At 36.3% G+C, this 13750-nt stretch carries 20 protein-coding genes; 19 read left to right on the top strand and 1 reads right to left on the bottom strand.

The features are described 5' to 3' along the window. The first annotated feature begins 740 nt into the window (after positions 1-740). The 8 genes from RCJ96_RS26030 to RCJ96_RS25995 all read left to right on the top strand — a co-directional run bounded on the left by RCJ96_RS26030 (position 741) and on the right by RCJ96_RS25995 (position 6825). Complete coding sequence (locus RCJ96_RS26030; protein WP_446699897.1) at positions 741-1040, top strand: hypothetical protein; 300 nt, start codon at positions 741-743, stop codon at positions 1038-1040. A 141-nt stretch (positions 1041-1181) separates the two neighbouring features. Continuing rightward, the gene (locus RCJ96_RS26025; protein WP_446699896.1) at positions 1182-1394 is read left to right on the top strand and encodes a Thoeris anti-defense Tad2 family protein; all 213 of its coding nucleotides are present in this window, start codon (positions 1182-1184) and stop codon (positions 1392-1394) included. Then, positions 1394-1654: a Gp49 family protein gene (locus RCJ96_RS26020; RefSeq protein ID WP_446699895.1), complete on the top strand. Its 261-nt coding sequence runs from the start codon at positions 1394-1396 to the stop codon at positions 1652-1654. Before RCJ96_RS26025 ends, RCJ96_RS26020 begins: the two co-directional genes overlap by 1 nt. Positions 1655-1973: 319 nt before the next feature. Beyond that, positions 1974-2225 (top strand): hypothetical protein, encoded by a 252-nt coding sequence (locus tag RCJ96_RS26015; RefSeq protein ID WP_446699894.1) that lies wholly within the window; start codon positions 1974-1976, stop codon positions 2223-2225. 332 nt (positions 2226-2557) lie between these two features. Then, positions 2558-3277 carry a phage terminase small subunit gene (gene terS, locus RCJ96_RS26010; RefSeq protein WP_446699908.1) on the top strand — a complete coding sequence of 240 codons (720 nt, stop codon included), beginning with the start codon at positions 2558-2560 and terminating at the stop codon, positions 3275-3277. Continuing rightward, positions 3274-4503, top strand: a complete 1230-nt coding sequence (locus RCJ96_RS26005; RefSeq protein WP_446699893.1) for a PBSX family phage terminase large subunit — start codon at positions 3274-3276, stop codon at positions 4501-4503. Before terS ends, RCJ96_RS26005 begins: the two co-directional genes overlap by 4 nt. Positions 4504-4517: 14 nt before the next feature. Then, complete coding sequence (locus RCJ96_RS26000) at positions 4518-5888, top strand: phage portal protein (RefSeq protein ID WP_446699892.1); 1371 nt, start codon at positions 4518-4520, stop codon at positions 5886-5888. A gap of 10 nt (positions 5889-5898) precedes the next feature. Beyond that, positions 5899-6825, top strand: coding sequence for a phage minor head protein (locus tag RCJ96_RS25995; protein ID WP_341119495.1), 927 nt, complete (start codon positions 5899-5901; stop codon positions 6823-6825). A 9-nt stretch (positions 6826-6834) separates the two neighbouring features. On the opposite strand, the gene RCJ96_RS25990 is transcribed toward RCJ96_RS25995, so the two are convergent. After that, positions 6835-6978, bottom strand: a complete 144-nt coding sequence (locus tag RCJ96_RS25990; protein WP_341119496.1) for a ribbon-helix-helix domain-containing protein — start codon at positions 6976-6978, stop codon at positions 6835-6837. 144 nt (positions 6979-7122) lie between these two features. On the opposite strand from RCJ96_RS25990, the gene RCJ96_RS25985 reads away from it, so the two are divergent. The 11 genes from RCJ96_RS25985 (at position 7123) to RCJ96_RS25935 (ending at position 13677) form a co-directional block, all read left to right on the top strand. Further along, complete coding sequence (locus RCJ96_RS25985; RefSeq protein WP_341119497.1) at positions 7123-8265, top strand: HNH endonuclease; 1143 nt, start codon at positions 7123-7125, stop codon at positions 8263-8265. A 107-nt stretch (positions 8266-8372) separates the two neighbouring features. Continuing rightward, positions 8373-9041 (top strand): DUF4355 domain-containing protein, encoded by a 669-nt coding sequence (locus RCJ96_RS25980; protein ID WP_446699891.1) that lies wholly within the window; start codon positions 8373-8375, stop codon positions 9039-9041. A gap of 13 nt (positions 9042-9054) precedes the next feature. Further along, a complete protein-coding gene (locus RCJ96_RS25975) occupies positions 9055-9909 on the top strand; it encodes a P22 phage major capsid protein family protein (RefSeq protein ID WP_341119499.1) in 855 nt (284 codons plus the stop codon). Positions 9910-9966: 57 nt separating this feature from the next. Then, on the top strand, positions 9967-10197 hold the full coding sequence (locus RCJ96_RS25970) for a Rho termination factor N-terminal domain-containing protein (RefSeq protein WP_446699890.1): 231 nt from the start codon (positions 9967-9969) through the stop codon (positions 10195-10197). Positions 10198-10200: 3 nt separating this feature from the next. Beyond that, positions 10201-10500, top strand: coding sequence for a head-tail connector protein (locus RCJ96_RS25965; RefSeq protein ID WP_446699889.1), 300 nt, complete (start codon positions 10201-10203; stop codon positions 10498-10500). Next, positions 10497-11120 (top strand): hypothetical protein, encoded by a 624-nt coding sequence (locus RCJ96_RS25960; RefSeq protein WP_446699888.1) that lies wholly within the window; start codon positions 10497-10499, stop codon positions 11118-11120. The genes RCJ96_RS25965 and RCJ96_RS25960 overlap by 4 nt, the downstream gene beginning before the upstream one ends. 2 nt (positions 11121-11122) lie before the next feature. Next, positions 11123-11476, top strand: a complete 354-nt coding sequence (locus RCJ96_RS25955) for a hypothetical protein (RefSeq protein ID WP_446699887.1) — start codon at positions 11123-11125, stop codon at positions 11474-11476. Continuing rightward, entirely contained in the window at positions 11473-11973 is a 501-nt protein-coding gene (locus RCJ96_RS25950; RefSeq protein ID WP_446699886.1) for a phage neck terminator protein, read from the top strand. The genes RCJ96_RS25955 and RCJ96_RS25950 overlap by 4 nt, the downstream gene beginning before the upstream one ends. Further along, positions 11966-12970, top strand: a complete 1005-nt coding sequence (locus RCJ96_RS25945) for a DUF3383 family protein (protein ID WP_341119508.1) — start codon at positions 11966-11968, stop codon at positions 12968-12970. Before RCJ96_RS25950 ends, RCJ96_RS25945 begins: the two co-directional genes overlap by 8 nt. Positions 12971-12994: 24 nt before the next feature. Next, positions 12995-13393 carry a phage structural protein gene (locus tag RCJ96_RS25940; protein WP_446699885.1) on the top strand — a complete coding sequence of 133 codons (399 nt, stop codon included), beginning with the start codon at positions 12995-12997 and terminating at the stop codon, positions 13391-13393. 32 nt (positions 13394-13425) lie between these two features. Further along, positions 13426-13677, top strand: a complete 252-nt coding sequence (locus RCJ96_RS25935) for a hypothetical protein (protein WP_446699884.1) — start codon at positions 13426-13428, stop codon at positions 13675-13677. Positions 13678-13750 lie beyond the last annotated feature (73 nt).

The following is a 13750-nucleotide window of genomic DNA, read 5'->3' as shown; positions in this document are numbered from 1 at the left end:
AGCCAATATAGACAGTCTACTGTCCTCCTTGTATATTGGTTCAAACAAGGCGTCGGAAGAAACATACACGTCTTGATATAAATTAAAAATCCTTTATAAGAGAGTCCTTAGCTCTCTTTGAGCATATAGAAAACTGTATGTTGAAAGAGGTTATAGGCCTCATATTTTGGGACTTGCTCCCCGGCGCAACTGAGCGCAGATTGATCAGAAGTAAGTAACTCGAGCAATACTTACTTCAAAGGATATAAAGAGCATATTCTTGCTCTTCTCCCAGTCACCGAACACAGGGCGTGTAGCCATACTAGTTGATGCGGTGGCTTGGAGAAGGATAAGAATTAGTTTTTATCCTTGAATTAATCATCCATAATGCGAAGGTCCCCTCTTTCGTATATGAAGAATTCTCCCATCCCCTTGAAAAAGCCTGATTACTTCGAAGGCTCAAGTTCCACTTGGGTTATTAGTAGGAGTAATGGGGCTTTTTATTTTGTTGTTATATAGAAAATACATATTAAACGTGAAGTTGGCACCTAAAGGAAGGTAGACATATGAACGATAACTACTTAGAAATTTTGAAGAGAAGTTATATTGAAACATATGAAGAAGATAAGTATTACGCAGAATCACTTGCTGCTGATATAGAAGAGGATGTAAATGATTAAACCAATAGCAATTATCGTAGGCGCTACCGTGATCTGGTGGGCGTCTTGTTTGTTGTTAAGGAAAGATAAGGAGGAGAAGGGATGAAGAAGAAACAGGTTAATGTAGATTTAGGCGCAGAATTGTTCAAAGGATTTGCAGAAGGGTTAGCTAAAGGGCTTGAAAAAGAAATATTAGGTACTACGAGTGATAATCCTTTTGATAATATGTTCTCTGAAATTAAGAATGACCAAATGAATCAGGTATACGAAGGATATAAGACAGTTGGAGAAATGCTATTCAATATGAAAGAAGGATTAGTTGCTGCTGGATTTACTGAAGAACAAGCGATGGATATTGTGATTCAGGAGTATTTGGAGCAGAGAGCGGAAGCTAAGGGGTGAGGGGAATGGATGGATTAGTAATTATTACAGTAACCGGGTTATTGTGTTTCACTTTTCTCTGCTCGCTTTCCATTTGGACTGGAACTAAGTCGGTTAACAAAACAAACGAACACAACGAACGAAAATAGAGGAGGAATACATATGAATTTTGGTCAAGCGTTTGAAGAAGTAAAACAAGGTAAAGGCATGAGATTACCACAATGGAGTCCTGACGTAGTAATTCGCGCTCAATTCCCTGATGAACATAGTAAAATGACTGCTCCATACTTATATGTTGATAGTCGATTTGGAAGAGTGCCATGGAAAGAAACGAATATTGAGTTATTCGCTGAAAATTGGGAGGTTGTTGAATAATGAAGAATACAGTAACGCAAGAAGATATTAATAATATTTTAGAAAAGACACATTGGACAGTAGAAGAGTTCCACGGTAAATGTACAGTAGTAGTTGCGCAATTACCAAACGGATTTATTTTAACTGAATCAAGCGCTTGTGTAGATCCGATTAATTACGATGTGAATATCGGGATTGAAATTTGCAAGAAACGAATTACGGATCAAATTTGGTATTTAGAAGGATATCGATTACAATGTGCAATTTTTGAACAAAAATAGAGATGGTTAACAAAGTGAAGTTTATGCATGGGAAAATGACTATTGACACGTAAAACACCCGAAAATAAAGTAATGTATGAGATTTGCATACTATTACATTTAATTCCAATTAATCATAAATTATAGGGAAGACGGGAAATTACTGATATATAGGGATTCTTGTAAAATATCAGGTTACCATAATCAATGTTATAGGAAGTGATTGTTAAGTTGAGTTTACAATTTAACAGTTATTAGTATGTTATGTGTATTCATTTCCCATGCATACAATAAATTTCGTTATGGATTTTTTAAAATAAGATTATTTTGAGGTGATTTGATGCTTTATTTCTTATTGTATATAGCAATTGGAATGATAATTGTAGCTACGGGTATGTATGGTCCGTTGAGAAAGTTAGTTAAAGAGAGTGATTCAAAAACAGAAGAGGAAAAAGCTAAGATTGTAATACAGTTTCTTTTTTCGTTGTTTTTCCTAGCAATTATTTGTCCTTTCTGGCCAGTGTTGTTAACGTTTAAAGTAATGAAGTTCTTTAATAAGGATAAGAAAGAAGAGAAGGCTGACGTTAAATAAAAGTGTTTGCCTTCTTATTTTATAAAGCGATTAGCATGAGGTGGTAGATATTAATAATCAACAATTCCAAAAACAAATAGCAGTAGCAAAAAGAGACTTAGAAATGACGGACGAACAATTAGCGCGTCATTTGAAGGTCTCTTTTGCTTATTACATGAAGGTCGTGAACGGCGAGACTATCCTACCTGTGGTGAAGCGTAAGGCGTTTCTCACTAGTATAGATAGATTGTATAAAAGGTGTGGAATGAAATAAGTTCCTTCCTATTAATATAGAGGTGGTGTGGTGGTGTGACGTGACTAAGCAAAAACACGAGTTAGCTCAAGAAGATTACATGCACGGTATGAAGTATAAAGATATTGCTGAGAAACATGATGTCAGTGTAAATACAGTGAAGTCATGGAAGACTAGGTATAAATGGGACAGAAAAGGTGTGCATACAAACAATGAAAAAGTACGCACACAAAAGAAAGCAGGCGCACCCATTGGTAATAAGAATGCAGTGGGTAATTCGGGTAACAAGAACCCTAAATGGGGTAATAAGAACGCTGTAGGTCATGGTCCACCAAAAGAAAATGACAATGCTGTTACTCATGGTTTTTTCCGTAAGCACTTCCCTGAAGATGTGGCTGACTTAGCTGCTGAGATTATGGAAAAGAATCCGATTGATATGCTATGGGAAAACATAACGATTCAGTATACGGCTATTATTAGGGCGCAACGATTAATGTTTGTAGTGGATCAGGAAGATATGACGAAGGAAGTTAAGAAAGAAAAATCTTCTGATAGTGGTGAAGAAATCGAATATGAGATTCAATTTGCTTGGGATAAACATGCTGCTTTCCTTAACGCTCAATCAAGAGCGATGAGCACGTTGTCCTCTCTTATTAGAGACTTTGATAAGTTAGCTAATATAGATGATGAAAGACGTACTAAACTTAGTCTGATGAATGCTCAGATAGATAAGATTAGAAATGAATTGAAGGATGAGAATCCTGCTGAAGATAAGATTGGTCAATACTTAGATAAGTTAGAAGGTGCGTTTAAGAAATGAGTATGAACGAACTGTATAACGAGAAGCAACAACAAGTGTTGGACTACGTTTACAACAATGATTACTTCATGTTAATACAACACGGTGCAAAGCGTACTGGTAAAACAATCTTAAACAATGATTTATTCCTTGCTGAGTTAAGACGAGTGAGAAGAATTGCTGATAATGAAGGTGTAGATTTACCACAGTATATACTTGCTGGTGCATCGTTAGGTACATTAGCAAAGAATGTACTTATTGAACTTACAAACAAATACGGTATTGATTTTCAAATGGATAAATACAATCGATTTAAACTGTTTGGGGTTTTGGTATGCTGCACTGGTCATTCTAAGATAAGCCATTTAGATACCATTCGTGGTATGACTGCTTATGGGGCATATGTGAATGAAGGTTCTCTTGCTAATAAGGATGTATTCGATGAGATTAAATCACGTTGTAGTGGTGAAGGCGCTCGTATATTAGTTGATACGAACCCAGACCATCCAGAACATTGGCTTAAAGTTGATTACATCGATAAAGATGACAATGTAACAATCAAAGCGTTTCAATATGAACTGGATGATAATACTTTCTTAAACGATAGATACAGAGAACGTATTAAAGCTTCTACTCCTGTTGGGATGTTTTATGACCGAAACATAAAGGGTCTATGGTGTAGTGCTGATGGAGTAGTATATAAAGACTTCAATAAGGATGTACATTATATAGAAGAAACTGAACTAAAGAATATTAAATTCACGAAATACTTTGCTGGTGTCGATTGGGGCTATGAGCATTTCGGGTCCATTGTTGTTATCGGTGAAGATGTAGAAGAGAACTTATATCTTTTAGAAGAACATGCACAGCAACATGAAGAAATAGATTACTGGGTAGATGTTGCCAAAGGTGTGAAAGAACGCTATGGTAACATCTTTTTTTATTGCGATACGGCAAGACCGGAGCATGTAAAGAGGTTTAAAAGAGAAGGGATAAAGGCGAGAAATGCTGATAAATCCGTTCTTTCTGGCATTGAAATAGTAGCTAAATATATAAAGTTAGGACAATTTAAAGCAGTTTCGCAACGTGTAGAACGGTTTAAAAAAGAAGTTTTCATGTATGTATGGAATGAACGTACAGGCGAACCAGTAAAAGAGTGGGACGATGTATTAGATGCAGTAAGATATGCCGTTTATACAGAAAAGAGTGGGCAAAAGAAAGCGAAGGCAGTGCCATCCCTATATTAAAGTGAGGTGAAATAATGAGAAGGTCAACTATTAGAAAGTCAGTTAATAATCCAACCAGTGATGTGATTAGAGAAATAATTAAACTGCATTCCACTTCAAAAAATACTACTTTAAGTTTGTACAATCGTTATGACCAAGAGGGATTAGAAATACAAAAACGTCTTATGCCGGATCCGAAGAAACCAAATAATAAATTACCGCATGATTATCGAGGATACATTATTAATCAATCAGTTGGTTATTTGTTTGGAAAACCGATTTCATATCAAATTGATAAGATGAAATATGATGAGAAAAAGCATGAAACATTTACTAGTCATCTTGCTAACTTTAATACTCTTAATGTTATCGATGATTTAGACAGTGAGTTAGGGAAATTAATTAGTATTTGTGGTTATGCTGCAAGGCTTTTATATGTTGATAAAAGTGGAACCGAGAGAGTTATGAATCTAAATCCTTGGGAAGTTGTGTTTATCCAAGATAAAAATGAAATTAGTCATGCTATCCGGTACTATACAGTTCCTATAATAGTAGGTAATGAACAAAAAGAACGCACGAAAGTAGAGTGGTATGATTCTAAAAACATCTACTTTTTCATCGAGAATGAGGATGGTAAATTCGTTGCAGATCAGGAAGATAATAAAGATGTAAAAGAACACATGTTTAATTACGTTCCGGTTATTCTTTTCCAAAATAACAACGAAGAGAAGGGCGATTTCGAAAAGGTAGAAGCTTTAATTGATGCGTATGACAAGAATCGTAGTGATTCAGTTAATGAAATAGAAACATTTGCTAATGCGTATATGAAATTTAAAGGTACAACAGTTGACAAGGAAGTTATTGATAACGCAAAGCAAACAGGCGCTTTTGAAGTCCCTGAAGAAGGCGATGTAGACTTTATCACCAAAAATATCAATGATACCTTTGTAGAAAATAACCGGAAAAACTTAAATGAAGACATACACAAGTTCTCTGCATCTGTTGATATGGCCGATGAGAAGTTTTCCGGTGCTGCACAAACAGGAGAAAGTCGTAAGTGGAAACTTATCGAACTTGAGAATAAAGCTGGAACAAAAGCACGTAAGTTCGGAAAAGGGCTACGTGAACAGTTTAAAGTTCTTTGTAGTGCATGGACAAAGAAAGAAATTCATATCAACTATTTAGATGTGTTCTGGGAGTTTAAGAGGAACCTTCCGATTGATCTCTTATATGTTGCTGATTTTGCATCAAAATTAAAAGGTATTCATAGCGACAGAACAGTTTTAGAGCAAATACCTTATATTGATGATGTAGACTATGAGCTGCAGTTAATGGAAGAGGAAAAAGAGGGTTCTATCGATTTAGATAATTTACCACCAGATGACAATGAAGAAGAAATTGAGTAGGTGATTAGATATGAACCTGTTTGAAATCTTCAAACTGATTAATCGGCGTATTGGTCAATTAATTAAAAAGGCAGAACGGGCTATTGCTCGTCAATATGCGAAAACATTAGTTGAGATTAGAAAACTGATGGCAGAGCAATATGAAAAGTATGAGCAAAACGGAGAGTTAACGCTTGAAGAAATGCTCAAATATGATCGGCTGAAAAAGCTGAACAAACGGATTAACTGGATTATGGGAGTTAATCATAAAGAAGTCAGTAAACAAATGACTAAAGTGTTAGGAGAAGTATATAAAGATGGGTACTACCTAACAGCATGGGGCGTGGAAACAACTACACGTACCAAACTAGGATATGCATCCGTGAGACCAGAATCACTTACTGCAATGCTACAGAATCCAGTGGCAGGATTAACATTGAAAGCTCGTTTAGAAAAGAACCGGGCAGATATTATTCATAAAATCCAGCAGGAAGTCGCGCAAGGCTTACAGGAGAATGAGACATATGCTAAAATGGCAAAACGCTTAAAGGATTCATTAGAAGGCGATGTTGTCAAAGCTACTCGTATTGTTCGTACAGAAGGGCATCGAGTACAAGAGGCGGGGAAATTAGACGCGGCTTATCATGCGCGGAAGAATGGAATTATCACACTTAAAACTTGGAACACATTAGAAGATGAACGTGTTCGTCCTGCTAAAAATAAAAAAGGCATTGCGAATCACCGCATGTTAAATAATAAAACGATTCCCGTTGAAGAAAACTTTGTTGGGAAACTCGGAACAGGACCTGCACCAGGGCAATTAGGGGTTGCACCTTCTGAAAATATCAATTGCCGCTGTTTCTTGACTTTCTCTATTGAGAGGGTTGAAAAACCTAATCATAAAGAGTTAGAGAAGATGGCATTTGAAGATTGGAAGAAAGAAAGGGTAAAAAAATAAAACAAGCCATTATTTTGACTTGTTATATTTTTCAATAACTTGGTTTATCGCTTGTTCTACTAATCGAGCTTGAGGTATCATTGTTTGTTCCGATATTCTTTTTAATTGTTCAATCATTTCTTCTGGTAGTGAAAATGTTATTCTTTTGCGCATAAATTCAACTCCTTTTAGTTAAGATTATACTTTGTGTTTATTGTACATGCAATACATTTATTGTATAATTAAGACATAAGAAAAGCCTTGCGGTGCGGTAACACCCAAGACTTTGACCAACACCTAACAAGGAGATGTTGACAATTGAATAATAACACGATTGAAGTAGAAATGAAAGTTTGTCGCAAATGTAAAAATAAACTTCCTGCTGATTCCATTCATTTTCGTAAACATAATACAGCAAAAGATAGGCTAGAACATGTATGTAAAAAGTGCAGAGGGTACGAACTTGAAAAAGAAACTACGGAAGAGGGAAAAACACTTAAACTGTGTCCTATATGCGAAAGAGAGTTCCCTGCTAATAAAGTTTATTTCACAAATTCAAAAGCATACGAAGATGGATTTTATTATTGTTGCAAGAAGTGTAATGGTGGTAAATTCGGTATAGGTAAAATGCACATAATGAATAAAGCTAAAGAAGGGTATAAAGTTTGTTCTAAGTGCAAACAAGAATTACCAATGGACACAGTTCATTTTAGAAGAAGAAGCGAGAGAAAAGATGGTTACGAATCATCTTGCAAAGTGTGCATGGGATCAAGATTTAAAGAAACTGATTTTATAGCTAAGAAAGATGGTTTCAAAGTTTGCACTTTATGTATGAAGGAATTACCAGCTACAGAAGAATACTTCACTTCAGATAAGACTAAGAAAGACGGTTTACATTCACATTGTAAGATTTGTTCAGGAAGAAAGTCATATGGTGTCAAACAACCGAACAAGGTATATGAAGTTAAAGAGGGTCACAAAATATGTACTGTTTGTATTAATGAATTGCCATATAGCAACTTCAATTCGTGTTCATCAGTGAAAGACGGACATTACCATATGTGTAAAGAATGCTATCGGAAATACGAAAAAACAGGAAATAGGAAACGTCTGAAAAAGATAAACAACCAAAAAAGAAGAACAAGAAAAAAACATTCACTACAATATTATAATGCCGAAATATGGGATAAAACACTTGAATACTTCAATCACGAATGTGCTTATTGCGGAAGGAATGAGGAGTTAGTTCAAGAACATGTTATTCCACTGAAAAAAGGTGGGAGTTATACAAGACAAAATATAATCCCTGCTTGTTGTTCATGCAATAACAGTAAATATATCAATGATTTAGAACAATGGTATCTTAACCAATCATTTTTTGATCAAAAACGACTTGATAAAATTCATAAATGGATTGGGTATAACACTAAAAATAAATCTCAACAGTTAAGCATCCTATGACGGGTGCTTTTTATTTTGTCCTAAGCATGACGTTAAACTGCTAAAAAACATTGAACTTCAATAGGGACTGAATAGGTAACTATGGAGGGCAAGGAGGTTACTACGAAATGAAAGTATCATTATATAAAAAAATGTATCAGCCGGTTTTAAGATTGGGGAACATGCAGTATTTTAGTGACCCTAATCCAAGTCCGGAGCCAAACCCTACACCAACACCAGAACCAAGCCCAGAACCACTACAAATAACACTTGAAGCGGTTCAGTCGTTTGTAAATGATGATGATAATGGGAAGAAGTGGTTGCAATCACTCACTGATACACGAGTAACGGATGCTATTAAAACATACGAGACAAAAACACTTCCGAAAAAGATTGAAGATGAAATCGCAAAACGTTTCCCTGCTGAAACTGAAGACCAAAAACAATTACGTAATCTGAAACAACAGTTTGAACGATTAGAAGCAGAAAAACAGAAAGAGACTCTTAAAAATAAAGCGTTATCTATTGCTACCGAAAAGGGGTTACCTACTAAATTAGTTGACTACTTTATTGGGAGTGATGAAGAAAAGACAATTAAGGGTCTTGATACGTTTGAGGAAGTATTTTCGTTAGCTGTACAGCAAGCAGTTGAAGAAAAGTTTAAACAAGGTGGACGTGATCCAAAACCACCAGGTGACCCAGGGAAAGCATTAACAAAAGAAGCTATTGAAAAAATGTCTCCTGATGAAATTAATGCAAATTGGGAGCAGATTGAAAACTACTTAAAAGGACAATAGGAGGAGTTAAGCTATGGCAATTAATAATTTTATCCCAACAATTTGGAGTGCTCGTTTACTTCAAAATTTACAGAAGACATTAGTATTTGGACAACCAGGAGTTGTTAATCGTGATTATGAAGGTGAGATTAGATCTGCTGGTGATACAGTGAAAATCAACAACATTGGTAAAGTAACAGTTGGCAATTATACGAAGAACGGAAATATGAGTGATCCAGAAACATTAACAGACGCTACTCGTAGTCTTGTTATTGATCAATCTAAATTCTTCAACTTCCAAATTGATGATGTTGATAAAATCCAGCAAAACCCTAAGTTAATGGATGAAGCGATGAGAGAAGCCGCTTACGCTTTACGAAATCAAGCGGATCAATTTATTGCATCTCATTATGTAGAAGCTGCTCATGTAATTGGTGATGATACTACACCTGTTGTTCCAACTAAAAACGATGCATATGAATACCTTGTAGATTTATCAGTGAAATTAGATGAAGCGGATGTACCAGAACAAGGACGATGGGTTGTTCTACCACCTTGGTATGAAGGCATGATGTTAAAGGATGACCGTTTTGTAAAAGCAGGAAACTTACCTTCTGATCAGCGTTTATTAAATGGTGTAATCGGACAAGCTGCTGGGTTCCTTGTATTAAAATCTAACAACACACCAAAAGCAGGAACAGGTGCAACTGAGAACTCGAAAATTATTGCTGGTCATAATATCGCTTGGTCTTATGCAGAGCAAGCAACTCAAGTTGAGGGATACCGTCCTGAGAAGCGCTTTGCTGATGCGGTGAAAGGTCTTCACTTATACGGTGCGAAGGTGACACGTCCAGAAGCGTTAGCAGTATTAAGTGCAAAACGTGCATAAAAACTATCATAAGAGGGCTTATATAGCTCTCTTATTCTCTTTTTAGGAGTTGATATGATGTGGATTCAAAATAATAAGACGGGTCACGTTTGGTGTGTATCGGAAGAACACGGAAGTCGATTGCTAAGGTATGAAGACTTTATATCTATTGACGAGCCACAAAAAGGACAAGTCGATTTGAATGATTTAACTGTATCTGAATTAAAAGAATTAGCAAAAGAGCGAGGGCTCAAGGGGTACAGTAGTTTAAATCGTGATGAGTTAATTGAGCTTTTAGGTGGTGAATAATTCATGGAGTTAGATGAACTTAAAATTAGACTAAAAATCACTGGTAATGAGCAGGACGATTATTTAAAAGTAGCTCTTGAAGATGCGATTGATTACGTAATAAAGTACTGCCGGAATGAATTTCTAGAAGGATTACCGAGTGGTGTAAAACAAGCAGTAGCAAAGATGGTTAGGTCTTATCAAGAAAATTCTAATGTTCAAAGCCAAAGTCTCGGAGATATGTCGAAATCATTCTTTGAAGGTGGCACAACAAACGAGGTGCATCGCTTATTAAAGCCGTATCGAAAGGTAAGGTTTTTATGAGTGTCACTATTCGTAGTACGAGTAATACCAATCGTGTTAAGAGGGCATTAGAGAAGTTAGGGAAAAAGGAAATAAAGGTTGGTATCTTTGGTGAGGACAATTATGAATACGGAAATGATGCAGATTTAGTTACTATTGCAGGTGTGCATGAATTCGGCACAACTATCGTCCCTAAAAAGGCTCAATTCTTAACCATACCATTGGTACCCGAAGCGAAAAACAAGCGCGCATCAGATTTCCCTGATCTTAAAGCGATTGGTTTGGATGATGGAAGCGGCGTATTGGCTAGGGTTAACGGTGATAAAATTGAACCTGTTTTCGCGTTACTTAAAAAAGTCACTATACCAGAGCGCTCCTTTATTCGAACGGGATTTGATAATAACGTTGATAAAATTGGTGACAAAATTGATATGTTATTTACGGAAGTTATAGAGCTGAATATTGATCCAGATGTATTTACAGATATGATTGGTATGGAATTAGCTGGTATGATACAACGCCATGCGAGAACTGTATCAAGCCCACCAAACGCTGCATCTACAAAAAACGTAAAAGGTTCTTCTAATCCTCTGCATGATACTGGTCGCATGATTGGGGCTATACGACATGAGGTGGAATAGCAATGAGTGGAAAAGCATTTCAATTTGCTGATTTCGTAGAAGAATTCCAGGTGTCATTTATTGTCCATGTTGAAGAAACAAAAGGACATTATGACGATGGAGGTAAATGGATACCAGGTGCAAAGGCGCAACCGCAACACATGATAGGCATCATTCTTCCTCTTACAACGGATGAATTGCAAAAGGAAGCAAATGGTACCTATACGAGAAAAGACCGCAAGATTTATACGCTAGCACCGTTAAAAATAGGGCAGAAGATTGAATATAAAAAGCAAATATATACCATCGATACAAATAAAGATTATGAAGATTATGCAGATGTATATATGTACTATGCGAAGGGGATAGACGGATGAACATAAAAGAGTTAAGAGCCGTTTTAATTCCTGCTATAAACAAGTATTGTGCTGCTCCTATCATTATGGCTGATCAAATGGGTGAAAGACCAAAAGTACCACATGCAACATACAAGTTCACAACTGCACATGGAAAAGCAGTCGGACAAGCAGAAGAAACAGGTGTTGTTATCAATGGTGAATATAAGTTACAGAGATTAAGTGATTACAAAACTACTATCTCCTTTACTGCTTACGCGATGGATGATGATGATTCTGTTACTTTAGCGCAGAAAATATATGACTGGTTCTCTTTTGCTGGAGTAGATGCATTGCAAAGTATTGGGGTAGCAGTTGCAGATCAGACCGATATTATCAATCGTGATGCATTCGTAATTGAGGATTATGAACGCAGAAACGGTTTTGATGTCATTTTAAGAATACCTCACCAGCAGCTAAAAGACATTGAGTGGATTGATAGCGCTGTGATAACAGAAGGAGGAATCTCGAATGGGTAATCGTTACGTTAGCGTAACTATCACAAGACAAACAAAAGCGGTGAGCCAAAAAGGATTTGGTTTACCGCTTATTTTATCTACAGATAAGAAGCTAGATTACAAAGAATATACGGAAATTGATGGGATTGGCACCGATTATGGCACTAATTCTGAAACGTATAAAATGGCATCGGCTATTTTAGGACAAGCGCCACGTCCAGAGAAGTTAGCTGTGCTAGGTGTTACTTACACTGAGACGGGTATACCAACAGATTTAAGCTCAGAGTTAAATGAATTAGTGAAGAAGCACAATGATTTCTTTTACTTACATTGCACTAATCAAACTGATCCAGTTGTTACGGAACTTTCTAAATGGATTAACACACAAGAAAAGTTCTATTTTGCATCAACAGTCAACAAAACACTGGCGAAAACATTAAACTCGCAAAATACTGTCATTCTTGTGCATCCTGCTCCAGAAACATATCCAGCAGCAGCTTGGGTGGGTGTATGCGCGCCACAACAAGTAGGGTCGTACACATGGACATTTAAAACACTAAATGGAATTGCCTCGGCTGAGTACGATGTGACAGCAATTGGAGAGATTGAAACAAATAATGCATCAACTTATATCACTGAGGGTGGTGTGAATATTACTTCAAAGGGTGTTACTACATCAGGTGAGTATATCGATATTCTGCAAGGACAATATTTCTTAAAAGCTCGAATGACGGAAAATGTATTCGGGTTATTAGTGCGTACTCCTAAAATTCCATATACGGATGCTGGTATTGCATTAGTAGTAGCAGAAGTAGAAAAAACGTTGAAGATGGGTGTAAATCAAGGAATTATTGCTACTGATTTAGATGGAAACCCACTTTATACAATTACTGCTCCAAATCGTGCAGAGGTAAGTACAAACGATAAAGCACAAAGAATTCTTCCTGATGTGAAATGGGAAGCGACGATTGCTGGTGCAATTGAGAACGTGAAAATCAATGGTGTATTAAAACTTTAATCACTCTAAGGAGGTTCATACAATATGGCAGTAGATTCTTATGATCCAAAGAAAGTAAGTGTCATTGTGGATGGTCAGTTTATGGTCGGATTCATGGATGGTACTTTTGTAAACTGTGAAAAAAATGAAGATAACGTGATTCCTCATGTTGGGGCACATGGTGATGTGACATTTGCTGAAAGTGCTGATAATACAGCGACAATTACGATTACATTAAAGCATACATCTTCTTCATTAGCACATTTACGTAAATTATCTAAAGAAAAACGTAACTTCCCTGTTCAAGTTATTGATGCAAATGACAGCAAATTTAAGGCTGGCGGGAACGAATGTCGTATTCTCAAAACACCAACTCAAGAATTTGGAGCAGAAGTAAGTGGTGTAGAAATTCCGATTTATGTAGCTGATTATTCAGCAGTTTAATAGATAAATAAAACTAGAGAGGAGCCAAAAATATGGCAAAGCAAAAAAAACATACTAGTAAAGTTGAGAAGAAAGATTTTATATTCCAAAAGGTAGCACCGTCTTCTTGGTTAGATATTATGGATGAGGTTGATGAAAATAAAGGGAGTAAACGTAGATCTCTTTATGCGGCAGTATTAGAAAATATTATTGTACAACCTAAAGTAACACTTGATGATTTTGAGGATTCTGCTGAGTTAGACGACGTGGTGTTATCAGCTATCCGATTTCAACAAGGAAAATAAGGAATTACGAGAGCTTGCTGGTATTGAACATGTTGACAAGCTCTATATTAAAAGAGCAGCTAGGTTTTGGTGG

It is taken from the genome of Bacillus sp. BSL6 (genome assembly GCF_052928345.1).
Note: the sequence above shows the minus strand (reverse complement) of the source record. Positions and strands in the feature narration are given on the sequence as shown.